Here is a 15,236-nt window from a genome sequence, read left to right as displayed (position 1 = left end):
CTCGGCGTGGCGCCGGTCGCGGTGGCGACTTGTCGCGCGCCGGGTGGTCACTCCTCGCCGGCGGCGAAGTCGTAGTTCATGGCGGTGGTCGGGCTCTGCAGGTAGTGGCCCTGGATGTAGTTCACGCCGGCCTGCCACAGGCTGGACAGCGCGCTGGCGGTCTCCACGGCGGGCATGATGCTCAGCCGGTTCTGAGCGTGCAGGCTGGCCAGCAGCGTCTTGATGCCTTCCAGTTGTTCCGGCTGGCCCAGTTCCCGCGTGAAGGAGGCGTCCAGCCTGACGTAATCGGCATCCAGGTGGCGCAGGGTATTGAGCGGATTGAGCGTGCAGCCGAACTGTACCAGCGCAACCTTGCAGTGCAGCGCGTGCAGCCCTTCGGCGAGCGCCTTGGCCTGCTTGAGGTAACTGACGGCATCGGTTTCGCGCAGCTGCAGCACCAGGCTGTCGGCGGGCAGGCGCGCGGCCTTGAGCACCGTGGTCAGCCAGGGCAGCAGGCCGGTGTCCTGCAGGCTGGCGTCCGTCAGGTGAATGAACAGGCGGGTGCTGTGCCCCTGGCCCAGGTGCTCGACCAGCTGCTTGATGGCGGCGAGCAGCACCCAGCGATCGATCTTCACGGCCAGCCCGGCCTGGCGGGCGGCGTCCAGAAATTCCGTCGGCGACAACTCGGCGCCCTGGGGCGAGACCAGCCGCAGCAGCGCTTCGTAATGTTCCTGGGTGTCGCCGCGCAGGCTGATGATCGGCTGGAACAGCAGTCGGAAACCGTTGGTTTCCAGCGCCTGGCGCACCATGGCTTCCAGGTTGCCGCGACTGGCTTCGGCAGCCAGTTCCTCGGTTGGATCGTGTCGCTTGAGGCCGGCGCGACCCTCCAGGCTGTCGGCGCAGCGGTGGGCGCGGTCGATGACGTCCTGGGCGCGGGCGGTCTTCTCGCTGAGCCCGGCGAGGCCGATGGCCAGGCTGACCTGCACGCTGCGGCCCTGGATGTCGAACAACTGGCCTTCCAGACGCTTGAGCAGCGTCTCCAGCGGCGCCTGCAACTGCTCCGGGGTCTGGCCGGGGTGCAGGATGGTGAACACGTCATCGCTGAAGCGCGCCAGGCGCGCCTCGGCGGGCAGTTGGCCGGGCAGCCAGCGAGCCAGCTCGGTCAGCAGCAGGCCGATGTCGCTGACGCCAAGCTCGGCGAGCAGCTGGGCATAGTGATTGAGTTGCAGGTAGGCGAGCGCGGAGGGCTGGCCGGCATTCACCGCACGCTCGGCAGCGGCGTCCATCAGCTCCAGGAAATGCGGACGGTTGTACAGACCGGTGAGCGGGTCGAGGGTGCTCGCCTCGCGCAGCCGCTCCTCCAGCTCGGTGTTGTCCGCATCGCGACGGATCACCACCTGGATGCAGGGCTCGCCGTCGTAGGTGGCCGGGGAAAAATGCATGCGGGCGCGGAAACCTTCGCCATCCTCGCGTACCCCGCCGCAGTTCAGCTCGCTGCGCCCGTTGCCGCTCTGGTAGCCCTTGAGGAATTCCTTGAAGGCGCCCTGATCGCCGGTGCCGATCAGGTCGATCATCGGCATGCCTTCCAGTTCGTCGGCATCGGCGTAGCCGAACAGTTCCAGATAGGCGCGGTTGGCGTAGATGTGCATGCCGTCGTGCACGTAGGCGATGGCGTCCACCGAGCTGTCGAGCAGCAACTGGCAGCGCTTCTCCGCCTCGTGCAGCGCCACTTCGGCGGCGCGGCGGGCGCGGCGCTCTTCCAGGTTGGCCAGCTCGCGCTGGGCGATGCGCATCAGGCGCTCGTCCTCGCCCTGCGGCAGGGCATCCTGGGCGCCCAGGCTCATGGCCTCGACAATCGCGTCGCTGATGTCGCGGGTCGGCATGCCGGCGGGCACCAGCTGGATGATCGGCAGGTCCTTGGCCTGGCGGCGAATGGCGAGGATCACCTCCTCGGGCGGCAGCAGCTGGCTGCTGGGCGCGCAGATCAGCAGGTCCCAGGTCTGTTGCAGGGCGCCTTGCAGATCCTCGGCCGAGGTCAGGCGCTGCACGCGGGTCGCGCGACCGGCGTTACGGAACAGGCTGACCAGGCGCTCGGCCTCATTTTGCGAGTCTTCGAGCAGCAGCAGGCGAACGGTTTTCTTGTCGATGGTCATGGCGGGGACGCAGCCCGAGCGGGCGAATAACGCTGGAAGGTGTGCCCGGAATCTTGCGGCGCGGCGCGCGGCGCGTCAAAACGCCCGGCCGAAGCTGTGACGTGGGTCGCTTGGGGTGAGGCGGGCGGGGCGGAGGGCTTTTTTGTGGGGCCGGCTTTACGCTGGCCGGACGAAGGTGGGGCGGGCAGCGGTGCCAGGTTTGGGCAATGTCGGCCGGGATAAACCCGGCCCTACAGGTTGCGTCGGGGCTGGAGGGCTTTTTGTGGGGCCGGCTTTACGCCGGCCGGACGGAGGCGGGGTGCTTGTGGTGCCGGGCGGGCCGGGATCAACCCGGCCGCGCCGGGTTACTCGGCGCTGCTGCGCGCCATGCCCAGGCGCTGGCCCATGACCACCGGGCTGAGGGCGGCGAGTTGCTCGTCCCAATCCACCTGGCCGGGTCCGAACAGCACGATGGCGGTGGAGCCGAGCTTGAAGCGGCCCATTTCCGCGCCCTTCTCCAGCGCGATCGGCGCGCGGGCGGCCTCGTCGTAGCGGAAGGTCTTCAGCGCGCGCTTGGGCGGCGTGACCAGCCCGGCCCACACGGTCTCGATACTGGCGACGATCATCGCGCCGACCAGCACCACGGCCATCGGGCCGTGCTCGGTGTCGAACAGGCAGACCACCCGCTCGTTGCGGGCGAACAGCTCGGGCACGTTTTCGGCGGTGGTCTGGTTCACCGAGAACAGGCGGCCGGGCACGTAGACCATCTCGCGCAGGGTGCCGCCCAGCGGCATGTGCACGCGGTGATAGTCGCGCGGCGACAGGTACACGGTGGCGAACTGGCCGCCCATGAACGGCGCGGCGCGCTCGGCGTCGCCGCCCAGCAGTTCCAGGGCGCTGAAGCTGTGGCCCTTGGCCTGGAAGATGCGCCCGTCGGTGATCGCGCCGAGCTGGCTGACGGTGCCGTCAGCCGGGCAGAGGATCGCGCCGGGCGTGGGGTCCAGCGGACGCGCGCCGTCCTTCAGAGCACGGGTGAAGAAGGCGTTGAAGTGTTCGTAGGCACTCAGGTCCTCGACCTGGGCCTGGCTCATGTCCACCTGGAAGTGCTCGGCGAAGCGGCGGATGAAGGCGTTCTTGAACCAGCGCACCCGGCATTCCGCGACGCAGCCAGCCAGGCGCGACAGCAGATGATGGGGCGTCAGGTACTGACTGAGGATGAACAGGCGGTCTTTGAAGGACATGGGGTTTCCTTGGGTTTGAACCTTAATTTTCTACAGGTGTGTCGGGATGGTTGCCCCATTCCGACCAGGAGCCGGCATAGCCCTTGACGCGCGGGTAGCCGAGCGCCTTGGCCACCAGATAGGTGAAGCCCGAGCGGTGATGGGTCTGGCAGTGGGTGATGATTTCCTTGTCGGGCGTGATGCCCAGGGCCTGCAGCTGTTCGGCGATGTTCGCACGGATACGCAGGGCACGCGCGCCGTCCATCCCGGCGGTCCATTCGTAATTGATTGCTCCGGGGATGTGCCCGCCCTTGGCGGCCAGTACCTTCTCGCCCCGGTACTCGGCCGGCGAACGGGCGTCCCAGATCACCAGGTCGTCGGCGCCCAGGCGACTCTGCAGGTAGTCGCGGCTGGCAATGGGCGCCTCGTCGAGGCGCAACTGCACGGGGCCGCCGGCGCGCGGCGGGACGTCATGGCTGAGCGGCAGGTCGGCCGCCAGCCAGGCATGCAGGCCGCCGTTCAGGTAGTGGTAGCGCCGGTGACCGATGACATCCAGCAGCCAGATGAAGCGCCCGGCCCAGCCACCGCCTTCGTCGTCGTACACCACATAGACGGCGTTGGCGCGATGCCCCAGTTCGCCGAACAGCGCCTCCAGATGCTCGCGGGACGGCAGCAGGCCGGGTGCCGGCGGTTGACCCAGCTGGGTGCGCTTGGGGTCGACATAGCGGGCGCCGGGAATATGTCCTTCGGCATAGCGGCCGCTGCTGGTCAGGTCGACGAGAATCAGCTCGGGCGCCGAGAGGCGCGGCAGCAGATCCGTGGCTTCGATCACCAGCGGCAGTTCGGAAAAGACGTCGCTCACGGCGGCTCTCCAGGGAAAGGGCGGGCGATTGTAGCGAAAAGCCGTGCGCAGGGTAGTGGGCCCGCCGCCGATAGTCAGGAGGGGGACGGGCTGTCCGCCACGCTGGCCTGCATGGCGCGCCGGCCGAAGGTCAGCGTGCCGCGTTCGATGACCCGTGCGGTCTTCTCCAGCAGCTCCAGCTGGCGATCCGAGAACGGCATGCCGTGCTGGTCGCCGAACAGCACCAGGCTGTTGCGCCCGCCCAGGTCGAAGCCGCGCATGATCATGTGCCGCTCATCGAACTGCTCGCGGATGTCCGGTGACAGCTTGCGGCACAGCCCGGCGTTGCGCTGCGGCGAGACATGCACCAGCACCGACTGGGCAACCAGTTGCGGCAGCAGCGGCCAGCGCCCCGGGTCGGCCTGCAGGCGCGGCGTGCGGGGCGGCAGGCCGTGCTGATGCAGGGCGATCAACTGGCCCTGACGATCGCTGAACAGCAGGGCGAAGCGTTGCAGTCCGCACAGTTCCAGCACCTGTGCGGCGCTGGCCAGCAGGTGCGGCAGGTTGAGGAACGCGCTTGGCTGCTGGCTGAAACGCTCGCACAGGTGTCGCCATTCCTCCGGGCGGAAGAAGCTGGAGAGCAGCGAGGGCGGCTCGGCGGCGGGCGGTCTGCGGCTGCCGGTCGGCCAGAGCAGCGCCAGGGCCGGGTGCCAGGCCGGGCCGGCCGGCAGCAGGCGGGCGCTGTCCACCGCCAGGCAGTGGACGCGCGTCTGCAGGCGCTCCAGCGGCAGGTCCAGGTACAGCGCGGTCAGGCGCTGCCAGCGCAGGCTGCGTGCATCGTCCCAGGCATGCTGGGCGGCCAGCGCCAAGGCGTTGGCCAGCAGCGCGCTGAGGGTCGGACGGGTCAGCCAGCGCAGCAGCTCGGGATTGTCGTCCTGCAGGTGCTGCAGGGGATTCGCGCCGGGGCGCCGCGCCAGGCGCAGGCACTGGATCAGCGTGTCGCGCTCGCGGCACAGCGCCTGGTAACCGAGGATCACCGCCTCGGGCAGCCGCCAGCGCCGGGCCAGCGCCAGGCCCAGCTCGACCAGCGGCACGCCGAACAGATCCTGTTCCACCGCGCGGGCCGGCTGGTGCTCGCCGAGCACGCGGGCCTCCCAACGCTGCAGCAGATCGGGAAAGGCCTGGGTCAGCGCCCAGAGGGGCGCCAGGAACAGCTGGCTGGCGCAGAGAATCTCGCCCTCCAGGCGCGCCATGCGGCTGGCGAACAGGCCGGCGGCCTGATGCTGGGCGTGCTGGCTGATCTGCAATAACTGGATCAGCGCAGGTGGCAAGGTGCTGGCGGAGCGCTCCGGTAGCCCCAGCAGGATCGCCTCGGCGCGGTTCACCCCCAGGCGCACCAGGGCGCTTTCCAGATGCTCGGTGGTGCCGCCCAGCGGCCCGGTTCCGTGGCGGTTGGCTTCGCGCAGCAGCGCCAGGGTCAGCGCCGGGCAGGTCTGCAGGCGCTGGGCAATGGTGTGCAGCGGGCGGTCAGCGCGCTGCAGTTCGCGGCGCAACTGCTCGCGCTGGCGGGCGGACACGGGCAGTTGGGCGCCATCCAGGCGTTCCAGCCAGGCATCGAGGCTGCGGGGCGGTGCGGAGCTGTCTGGCATGGGCATTTGGCGCATCCCTGAAAAATTCGCCTTCAGTTTGCCTGAAGGGCGCCGATAACCACTAGGGCATAACCGGTCGTCCGCTTCCTCCAGGATTCGTAGTCTTCAGTCATGGCAAAAATCATCGGTATTCTCGTCGTATTCAGTAGCGTGCTGGGCGGCTTCGCGCTTGCGGGCGGCAAGATCATGGCGCTGATCCATCCGTTCGAGCTGATCATCATCGGCGGTGCGGCGCTGGGTGCGTTCATCCAGTCGAACCGTGGCCACAACTCGTGGCGCATCATCAAGAAATCGCTGCGCATGTTCAGCTCGCGCTACAACCGGGCCTATTACCTGGAAGTGCTGCGGCTGGTCTACGACATCCTCACCAAGAGTCGTCGCGAAGGCATGATGGCCATCGAGGGCGACATCGAGGAACCCCACGAAAGTCCCATCTTCGCCAAGTACCCCAGCGTGCTGAACGACGAGCGCATGGTGGCGTATATCTGCGACTACCTGCGCATCATGACCAGCGGCAACATGGCCGCCCACGAGCTGGAAAACCTCTTCGAAATGGAGCTGGCCAGCCTCAAGGAAGAGCTGCATCACCCCGGCCACTCGGTGAGCAAGGTGGCCGATGCGTTGCCGGGCTTCGGTATCGTCGCCGCGGTGCTGGGTATCGTGATGACCATGGCCCTGCTCGGCGAAGCCGAGCAGGCGCGCATCGGTGAAAGCGTGGCCGCGGCGCTGGTGGGTACCTTCCTCGGCATTCTCGCCGCCTACGGCTTCATCGGCCCGTTGGCGGTGTGCCTGGAGCAGGATGCCCGCGAGGAACTGAACGTCTACGAGGCGATCAAGGCCAGCCTGATCGCCTCCGCCTCCGGCCTGCCGCCGACCCTGGCGGTGGAGTTCGGGCGCAAGGTGTTGCTGCCGGGGCATCGTCCCAGCTTCCAGGAGCTGGAACAGGCCATGCGCGGGAGCTGATGACAGGCGATGGAAAACAACCAGCCCATCATCATCAAGCGCATCAAGCGCTATGACAGCGGCCATCACGGTGGCTCCTGGAAGATCGCCCTGGCCGACTTCATGACCGCCATGATGGCGTTCTTCCTGGTGCTCTGGCTGATGTCGGTGTCCACGCCGCTGCAGCGGGCGATCATTGCCGGCTACTTCAAGGATCCGATCGGCTTCAGCGGTTCGACCAGCCAGCACGTCATCGACCTGGGCGGCTCGCCGCACCCGGCGCCGGATCGCACCCAGAACGTCGAGCTGAACGGCCCGCTCACCGAGGGGCTGAGCAATCCGGTGGACGTCGACGAGATCAGCAACCTGTCCGCCGAGCTGGATTTCGAGCGTCTGGAAATGCTGCGCCTGGAGCTGCAGAACGTCATCGAGGAAAGCCCCGAACTGCAGCGCTTCAAGGATCAGATCCTGATCGAAAGCACCCGCGACGGCCTGCGCATCCAGATCATGGATTCCGAGAATCGCCCCATGTTCGCGCTGGGCAGCGACCGCATGGAGCAGTACTTCGAGGACATCCTGCTGGCCCTGGGCGACACCCTGATCACCGTGCCCAACAAGATCACCCTCAGCGGTCACACCGACGCTCGCCAGTACTCGGCGGCGCGCGGTTTCGAAGGCAACTGGGAACTGTCCACCAAGCGCGCCAACGCCGCCCGCCGCGCGCTGGTGGCCGGTGGCTATCCGGAAGAGAACGTCGCCCAGGTGGTCGGTTACGCCTCTTCGGCGCTGTACAACCGCGCCGAGCCGTATAACCCGGCCAACCGTCGCATCGATATCGTGGTGCTGACCCGCAAGGCGCAGCAGGCGATGGAAGGCGAACCGGACGGCTCGGGCGGCCGCCTGCCTCCGCCGCAGGAGGCGCCACCGCCGCCGGTGCCGGCCGAGGAGGTGAAGCAGCGCATGGACCTGTTCCGCGACGGTCCGCTGAAGATGGATGAGCTGAAGCGGCAATAAGGCCGCGCACCTGTGGGGCCGGCTTCACGCCGGCCGACGGGGTTGCGGTTCTGTGCCGTGTGTCGATGCGGCCTGCCCCTGAGCCGGCGCGTGGTGGCCAACGCAGGCGTTGACCACCCTACGTCACCCGATTGCTCAATACTCGCGTTCCGGCAGGCTGGCGATGATGTGCCGGTAGCTGGCCAGCCGCTGCGGCTGGATGCGGCCTTCTTCGAGAGCCAGGAGCAGGGCACAGCCCGGCTCCCGGTCGTGGCGACAATCGCGGAAGCGGCAGCGGCCGAGCAGTTCGCGAAACTCGATGAAGCCGGCTTCCACATCGTCGCGGCTGACATGGCCCAGGCCGAACTCGCGGATGCCGGGCGAATCGATCAGGTCACCGCCCTCCGGGAAATGGAACAGCCGTGCCGTGGTGGTGGTGTGCGTGCCCTTGCCGGTCAGCTCCGAGAGCGCGCCGACCCGCAGATCGACCCCCGGCAGCAGGCTGTTGACCAGCGACGACTTGCCCACCCCCGACTGGCCGACGAACACGCTGATGCGGTTATCCAGCGCCGCGCGCAATTCAGCCATGCCGGCGCCGTCGTGGGCGGAAACTTCCAGCAGCGGATAGCCGAGCTGACGGTAGGTGGCGAGCAGGCTGTCGATGAACGCCGCGTTATCCTCGTCGAGCAGGTCGGCCTTGTTGAGCAGCAGCAGCGGGCGGATGCTGGCGTGCTCGGCGGCGATCAGGTAGCGGTCGATCAGGTTGGCATGTGGCTGCGGCAGCGGCGCGAAGACGATGACGATCTGGTCGACGTTGGCGGCCACCGGCTTGAGCTGGCCGCGCGTGTCCGGCCGGCACAGTTCGCTGGCGCGGGGCAGCTGCGCGACGATCACCCCCTGGCCCTGATTGCCGGCACGCCAGACGACCCGGTCGCCGGTGACCAGCGTGGGCAGGTTGGCGCGCAGATGGCAGCGGCAGATCTGTCCGTCGCCGTCCTCGACATCCACCTGCACGCCGAAATGGGCGATCACCAGGCCATGCTGTTCCGGACCCAGGTCGCCGCCTTCCAGCTCGTCAAGCATGCGCTCCTCGCGCTTGGCGGCGCGGGCGGCGCGCTCTTCCTGGATCTTGCCGATGCGCCAGTTTTGCCGGCGGGAGAGTTGGCGTTTGGACATGCTGGAGCCTGGTCGGGGGAGGGCGGGCATTCTATCACGGCGTACCGTGACGCCCGGGGTGCGACGATTCGTTCTGGCAAAGCGCCGCCAGGAAGCGGAGTATTTGACTCGGCCGGTCGGACCACTAGACTGCGCCGCCCCGACCCAAGGAGCCCTGCCATGCTGAACGCCCAGAACCTGATCTGGATCGACCTGGAAATGACCGGTCTGGATCCGGACAAGGACCAGATCATCGAAATGGCCACCATCGTCACCGACAGCCAGCTCAACGTGCTGGCCGAAGGGCCGGTGATCGCCATCCACCAGAGCGACGCGATTCTCGCCGGCATGGACGAGTGGAACACCCGCCAGCACGGCCAGTCCGGGCTGACCGAGCGGGTGCGCCAGAGCCGCATCGAAGTTGCCGAAGCCGAAGCGCTGACCCTGGCCTTCCTGGAGGAATGGGTACCCAAGGGCGCCTCGCCGATCTGCGGCAACAGCATCTGCCAGGACCGCCGCTTCCTCTATCGCTACATGCCGACCCTGGAAGCCTATTTCCACTACCGCAACCTGGACGTTTCCACCCTGAAGATCCTCGCCGACCTGTGGGCGCCGGCGGTGAAGGAGAGCTTCCAGAAGAAGGGCAGCCACCTGGCGCTGGACGACATCCGCGAATCCATCGCCGAACTGCGCCACTACCGCGAGCATTTCATCAAGGCGTGATGGAATACCGTGCCGTGGCGAGGGTGGACAAGGAAAAGCGTTGTCCACCCTACGGCGGTTCCGGCTCTCAGCGCCGTGGGGTGGCCGGCACTTCCCTGCCGCCAGCTATTCCTGGCCCCGTCCGTGCCGCTCCAGCGCCCAGGCGACATGCTCGCGCACCAGTTCGGACGGGTCGTCGCGACGCAGCTCCAGCGCCTCGATCACCGCGATGGTGCTCGGCGCATTGCCCAGCCCCACCGCCAGGTTGCGCAGCCAGCGCTGATAGCCGGCGCGGCGCAGCGGCGAGCCTTCGGTGCGCTGCAGGAATTCCTCCTCGCTCCAGCGAAACAGCGCGGCCAGCTGGCTGCTGTCCAGGCCGTGACGCGGCAGGAAATCGCTTTCCCCGGTGGGCCGCGCGAAGCGGTTCCACGGGCAGACCAGCTGGCAGTCGTCGCAGCCGAACACCCGGTTGCCGATCAGCGGGCGCAACTCCGGCGGAATCGCGCCCTTGAGCTCGATGGTCAGGTAGGAGATGCAGCGTCGCGCATCCAGCAACCGTTCTCCGGCGAACGCGCCGGTCGGGCAGATATCCAGGCAGGCCCGGCAGGAGCCGCAGTGGTCGCGCGTGACGGGTTCGTCCATCGGCAGCGGCAGGTCGACGAACAGCTCGCCGAGGAAGAACCAGCTGCCGGCCTTGCGGTTGAGCAGCAGGGTGTTCTTGCCGATCCAGCCGAGTCCCGCCTGCTGGGCCAACGCCTTTTCCAGCACCGGCGCGCTGTCGACAAAGGCGCGATGGCCGAACGGACCGACCACCGCCTGAATGCGCTCGGCCAGCTGTTGCAGACGCTTGCGCACCAGCTTGTGATAGTCGCGGCCCAGCGCGTAGCGCGACACGTAGGCCTGTTCGGGATCGGCCAGGCGCCGGGTCATCTCGGTGTCGCCGGGCAGGTAATCCATGCGCACGGAAATCACCCGCAGGGTGCCTTCCACCAGTTCGGCTGGCCGCGAGCGCTTGTGGCCGTGGGCGGCCATGTAGTCCATTTCGCCCTGATAGCCGGCGGCCAGCCATTCGTGCAGGCGCCGTTCGTGCTCGTCCAGCTCGACGTCGGCGATGCCCACCTGCTGGAAACCCAGCTCGCGGCCCCAGTCCTTGATGGACTGCGCCAGTTGCGCGGGGTCGGGAAGGGTGGCGGGCATGGCGGGACGGCGGGCTGATGAAGATGCGTATAATTCTGCCAGACATTGGAGTGACCCATGGCACGCTCTTGCGACGAACTGCCCACCGCCCTGTATTCCGCGGCCCAGGTGCGTGACCTCGACGCCCGGCTGATCGCCGCCGGCACGCCCGGTTTCGAGCTGATGCAGCGCGCCGCCCATGCCGCCTGGCGCGCCCTGCGCCAGCGCTGGCCGGACGCGCGGCAGCTGACCGTGCTGGCCGGACGCGGCAACAACGCCGGCGATGGTTATCTCCTGGCGACGCTGGCCATGCGCGCCGGGTGGTCGGTGCACGTGCTGGCGGTCGGCGATCCCGCGCAGCTGCAGGGCGATGCCGCGCAGGCCTGCGCCGAGGCCCGGCAGAGCGGCGTGCCGGTCGAACCCTGGCGCGCCGGCGCGGCGCTGACCGGCGTGCTGGTCGATGCGCTGTTGGGCACCGGCCTGCAGGGCGAGGTGCGCGAGCCCTACGCCGCCGCCATCGCCGCCATGAACGCCAGCGGCCTGCCGATCCTCGCCGTGGATATTCCCTCGGGCCTGTGCGCCGACAGCGGTCGGGTGCTGGGCTGCGTGGTGCGCGCGCAACTGACGGTGACCTTTATCGGTCTGAAGTTCGGGTTGTTCAGCGGTGTCGGGGCGGATGTGGTCGGCGAGCTGATTTTTGATGATCTGCAGGCGGATGCGACATTGGTTGCGGCCACGCCGTGGCTGGCGCAGCGTCTCGCTGGGCAGGTGGTGCCGCGCCTGGCGCCGCGCCGACCCACCGCTCACAAGGGCCACTTCGGTCATGTGCTGGTGGTCGGTGGTGAACGCGGCACCGGCGGCGCCGGCCTGCTCGCGGCACAAATGGCCTTGCGCGGCGGCGCGGGCCTGGTTTCGCTGGCGACCCGCCCGGAAAATACCGCCGCCGCCCTGGCGCGTTGCCCGGAAATCATGGCCGCCGGCCTGTCCTCGGCCAACCAGTTGCTGCCGCTGCTGGCGCGCGCCAGTCATCTGGTGGTTGGCCCGGGGCTGGGGCAGGGCGCCTGGGCGCGCAGCCTGTTGTCCGCCGTGGCGGCCTGCGGCAAACCGCAGGTGTGGGACGCCGATGCGCTGAATCTGCTGGCTGCCGGCACCGTGCGCCTGCCGGCCGGCGCGTTGCTGACGCCGCACCCCGGCGAGGCGGCGCGCTTGCTGGGCATCGACACGCGGGAGGTGCAGGCCGATCGCCGCGGCGCGGCGCTGGATCTGGCCCGGCGCTATGGCGCCGTGGTGGTGCTCAAGGGCGCCGGCAGCCTGGTCGCCGCGCCGGACGGTCGGCTGATGCTCTGCGACCAGGGACATCCGGCCATGGCCAGCGCCGGGCTCGGCGATGTACTGGCCGGGCTGCTGGGCGCGCTGCGCGCCCAGGGACTGGAGGCCTTCGAGGCCGCCTGCCTGGGCGTGTGGCTGCATGCCCGGGCCGGTGTGCGGCTGGGTGCCGGCGGACGCGGGCTGGTGGCCAGTGACCTGATTGCTGTCATACGAGAATTGCTGGAGGAGCATGCCCCATGTCTGAACTGACCCTGTACGCCGACGACGAAGCGGCCATGTTGGCGCTGGGTGCGCGCCTGGCGACCGTCAGCGAAGGGCGGGGCGTGATCTACCTGCATGGCGACCTGGGCGCCGGCAAGACCACGCTGTCGCGCGGCATCGTGCGTGGCTTCGGTCATGCGGGGGCGGTCAAGAGCCCGACCTTTACCCTGGTCGAGCCCTACGAGCTGGGCATGGCGCGCATCTATCACTTCGACCTGTACCGGCTGGTCGACCCCGAGGAGCTGGAGTTCCTCGGCATTCGCGACTACTTCGCCGGCGATGCCCTGTGTCTGGTGGAATGGCCGCAGCGCGGCGCCGGCGTTTTGCCAAGGGCGGACCTGGACATTACCATTACCTCCCATGAAGCTGGTCGCGCGCTGCGGCTGAGTCCGCGCAGCCCGCGCGGCGAGGCCTGGTGTCAGGCGCTGGCGCTGCCGGAATGAGCAAGCGGATGGAAAAACTTATGCGAGTCGCCGCTGCGTTCGTCGGGATTGCGATGCTCCTCGGGATGACGGCGCAGGCCATGGCCGCCGAGGTGCAGGGTGTGCGCCTGTGGCGCGCGCCGGACAACACCCGCCTGGTCTTCGACCTCGCCGGGCCGGTCGAGCACAGCGTGTTCACGCTCAGCGCGCCGGACCGCCTGGTGATCGACATTCCGGCCGGCCAGATGAAGGCCGCGCTGGAACAGCTGTCCGTGGAAAACACCCCGATCAAGGGCCTGCGCTCAGCGCTGCGTACGCCCACGGAGCTGCGCATCGTCATCGATCTTTCTGCGCGGGTGACGCCGCGCAGCTTCAGCCTGCCGCCCAACCAGCAGTACGGCCATCGCCTGGTGGTTGACCTGTATGACGAGGGTGCCGCGCCGGATGCGCCCAACGTGGCGGCCACCGCCGCCGCGGTGCCGCCGGTTCGCGTGGCGCCGTCGCCGAGCGCCAAGCGTGACGTGCTGATTGCCATCGACGCCGGCCATGGCGGGGAAGATCCCGGCGCGCTGGGGCCGCGCGGGGTGCGCGAGAAGGACGTGGTGCTGGCCATCGCCCGCGAGCTGCAGCGCCAGATCAACGCCGAGAAGGGCTTCAAGGCCCAGCTGGTGCGCACCGGCGACTATTTCATCCCGTTGCGCAAGCGCACCGAGATCGCCCGCAAGATGGGCGCCGACCTGTTCGTTTCCGTGCATGCCGATGCGGCGCCGCGCACCTCGGCGTCCGGCGCCTCGGTGTTCGCCCTGTCCGACCGGGGCGCGACCTCGGAAACCGCGCGCTGGCTGGCCGACACGGAAAACCGTTCCGACCTGATCGGCGGTGACGGCGGCGTCAGCCTCGACGACAAGAACCCCATGCTGGCCGGTGTGCTGCTCGACCTGTCGATGACCGCTTCGCTGTCTTCCAGCCTGGATGTCGGCCAGAAGGTGCTGACCCAGATGGGCCGTATCACCCCGCTGCACAAGAGTCGGGTGGAACAGGCGGGCTTCATGGTGCTCAAGTCCCCGGACATCCCCTCGATCCTGGTGGAGACCGGCTTCATCACCAACCCCGGCGAGGCCGGCAAGCTGCAGAAGGCCGCGCACCAGCAGGCGCTGGCCCGCTCGATCCAGCAGGGCATCCGCCAGTTCTTCCACACCAGCCCGCCGCCGGGCACGCTGCTGGCCTGGGAGCGCGACGCCAAGCTGATCGCCGAGGCCGCGCCGATCGCCCGCACCCACAAGGTCAGCGCCGGCGAGAACCTGCTGCAGATCGCCCAGCGCTACCAGATCAGCCTGGCGAGCCTGCGTCGGGCCAACAACCTGAACAACGACATGATCCGCATCGGCCAATCCCTGCGCATTCCTGGTACCAGCCTGGCGGTGCAGCCATGAGTGAAGCGCGGCGCATCCAGCTGCTCAGTCCGCGGCTGGCCAACCAGATCGCTGCCGGCGAGGTGGTCGAACGGCCGGCCTCGGTGATCAAGGAACTGCTGGAGAACTGCCTGGACGCCGGCGCCCGGCGTATCGATGTGGACGTCGAGCAGGGCGGCATCAAGCTGTTGCGCGTGCGTGACGACGGCGGCGGCATTCCGGCCGACGACCTGCCGCTGGCCCTGGCCCGCCATGCCACCAGCAAGATCCGCGAGCTGGACGATCTGGAGGCGGTTGTCAGCCTGGGCTTTCGCGGCGAAGCGCTGGCTTCGATCAGCTCGGTTTCCCGTCTGACCCTGACCTCGCGCACCGCCGAGGCGGGTGAAGCCTGGCAGGTGGAAACCGAAGGCCGCGACATGGAATCGCGCGTGCAGCCGGCGGCCCATCCGGTCGGTACCACCGTGGAAGTGCGCGACCTGTTCTTCAACACCCCGGCCCGGCGCAAGTTCCTGCGTACCGAGAAGACCGAATTCGAGCATCTGCAGGAAGTCATCAAGCGCCTGGCGCTGGCGCGTTTCGACGTGGCGTTCCACCTGCGCCACAACGGCAAGAGCGTGCTGGCGCTGCACGAGGCGCCCGATGCGCAGACCCGTGCGCGACGGGTGGCGGCGGTCTGCGGGCCGGCCTTCCTGGAGCAGGCGCTGCCGGTGGAGATCGAGCGTAACGGTCTGCGCCTGTGGGGCTGGGTCGGGCTGCCGACCTTCTCGCGCAGCCAGGCCGACCTGCAGTACTTCTATGTCAACGGCCGCATGGTGCGCGACAAGCTGGTCGCCCACGCGGTGCGCCAGGCCTATCGCGACGTGCTCTACAACGGTCGGCACCCGACGTTCGTGCTGTTCCTGGAACTCGATCCGGCGACGGTCGATGTCAACGTGCACCCGACCAAGCACGAGGTGCGCTTTCGCGACAGTCGCACGATTCACGACTTCCTCTACGGCACCCTGCACCGTGCCCTGGGCGAGG

Annotated in this window: 13 protein-coding genes; 7 read left to right on the top strand and 6 right to left on the bottom strand. The window is 68.5% G+C overall.

Annotated elements, in window-relative coordinates; all coding sequences use genetic code 11:
* Nucleotides 1-47: 47 nt before the first annotated feature.
* The 4 genes from VL129_RS09980 to VL129_RS09965 form a co-directional block, all read right to left on the bottom strand.
* Entirely contained in the window at nucleotides 48-2,132 is a 2,085-nt protein-coding gene (locus tag VL129_RS09980) for an EAL domain-containing response regulator (protein ID WP_325412626.1), read from the bottom strand.
* Between the two features lie 344 nt (nucleotides 2,133-2,476).
* Nucleotides 2,477-3,352 carry an archaetidylserine decarboxylase gene (gene asd / locus VL129_RS09975; protein WP_325412624.1) on the bottom strand — a complete coding sequence of 292 codons (876 nt, stop codon included), beginning with the start codon at nucleotides 3,350-3,352 and terminating at the stop codon, nucleotides 2,477-2,479.
* A 22-nt stretch (nucleotides 3,353-3,374) separates the two neighbouring features.
* Entirely contained in the window at nucleotides 3,375-4,193 is an 819-nt protein-coding gene (locus VL129_RS09970) for a rhodanese-like domain-containing protein (protein WP_325412622.1), read from the bottom strand.
* A gap of 74 nt (nucleotides 4,194-4,267) precedes the next feature.
* A complete protein-coding gene (locus VL129_RS09965; RefSeq protein ID WP_325412620.1) occupies nucleotides 4,268-5,827 on the bottom strand; it encodes an HDOD domain-containing protein in 1,560 nt (519 codons plus the stop codon).
* Between the two features lie 105 nt (nucleotides 5,828-5,932).
* Between VL129_RS09965 and motA the strand changes: the two genes are divergently transcribed.
* Both motA and motB read left to right on the top strand, forming a co-directional pair.
* Nucleotides 5,933-6,784, top strand: coding sequence for a flagellar motor stator protein MotA (gene motA, locus VL129_RS09960; RefSeq protein WP_325412619.1), 852 nt, complete (start codon nucleotides 5,933-5,935; stop codon nucleotides 6,782-6,784).
* 9 nt (nucleotides 6,785-6,793) lie between these two features.
* The gene (gene motB, locus VL129_RS09955) at nucleotides 6,794-7,777 is read left to right on the top strand and encodes a flagellar motor protein MotB (protein ID WP_325412617.1); all 984 of its coding nucleotides are present in this window, start codon (nucleotides 6,794-6,796) and stop codon (nucleotides 7,775-7,777) included.
* Nucleotides 7,778-7,912: 135 nt separating this feature from the next.
* On the opposite strand, the gene rsgA is transcribed toward motB, so the two are convergent.
* Nucleotides 7,913-8,932: a small ribosomal subunit biogenesis GTPase RsgA gene (gene rsgA / locus VL129_RS09950; RefSeq protein WP_325412615.1), complete on the bottom strand. Its 1,020-nt coding sequence runs from the start codon at nucleotides 8,930-8,932 to the stop codon at nucleotides 7,913-7,915.
* Nucleotides 8,933-9,091: 159 nt separating this feature from the next.
* Here rsgA and orn point away from each other — a divergent pair, with 159 nt between their 5' ends.
* Nucleotides 9,092-9,634, top strand: a complete 543-nt coding sequence (gene orn, locus VL129_RS09945) for an oligoribonuclease (RefSeq protein WP_325412613.1) — start codon at nucleotides 9,092-9,094, stop codon at nucleotides 9,632-9,634.
* Between the two features lie 105 nt (nucleotides 9,635-9,739).
* On the opposite strand, the gene queG is transcribed toward orn, so the two are convergent.
* Nucleotides 9,740-10,810, bottom strand: coding sequence for a tRNA epoxyqueuosine(34) reductase QueG (gene queG, locus VL129_RS09940; protein ID WP_325412611.1), 1,071 nt, complete (start codon nucleotides 10,808-10,810; stop codon nucleotides 9,740-9,742).
* A 57-nt stretch (nucleotides 10,811-10,867) separates the two neighbouring features.
* Here queG and VL129_RS09935 point away from each other — a divergent pair, with 57 nt between their 5' ends.
* From VL129_RS09935 to mutL, 4 genes are all read left to right on the top strand, one after another.
* Nucleotides 10,868-12,367 carry an NAD(P)H-hydrate dehydratase gene (locus tag VL129_RS09935; RefSeq protein ID WP_325412609.1) on the top strand — a complete coding sequence of 500 codons (1,500 nt, stop codon included), beginning with the start codon at nucleotides 10,868-10,870 and terminating at the stop codon, nucleotides 12,365-12,367.
* A complete protein-coding gene (tsaE, locus tag VL129_RS09930) occupies nucleotides 12,355-12,822 on the top strand; it encodes a tRNA (adenosine(37)-N6)-threonylcarbamoyltransferase complex ATPase subunit type 1 TsaE (protein ID WP_325412607.1) in 468 nt (155 codons plus the stop codon). The genes VL129_RS09935 and tsaE overlap by 13 nt, the downstream gene beginning before the upstream one ends.
* Before the next feature lie 20 nt (nucleotides 12,823-12,842).
* A complete protein-coding gene (locus VL129_RS09925; RefSeq protein ID WP_414705186.1) occupies nucleotides 12,843-14,234 on the top strand; it encodes an N-acetylmuramoyl-L-alanine amidase in 1,392 nt (463 codons plus the stop codon).
* A partial coding sequence (gene mutL, locus VL129_RS09920; RefSeq protein ID WP_325412605.1) for a DNA mismatch repair endonuclease MutL occupies nucleotides 14,231-15,236 on the top strand: 1,006 nt, incomplete at its 3' end. The genes VL129_RS09925 and mutL, both read left to right, overlap by 4 nt.

The sequence above is a fragment of the Pseudomonas sp. genome (genome assembly GCF_035497915.1).
In the GTDB taxonomy this organism is placed as follows: Bacteria; Pseudomonadota; Gammaproteobacteria; order Pseudomonadales; family Pseudomonadaceae; genus Serpens.
The sequence above is the reverse complement of the archived record's forward strand: the minus strand, read 5'-3'. Positions and strand labels throughout refer to the sequence as shown.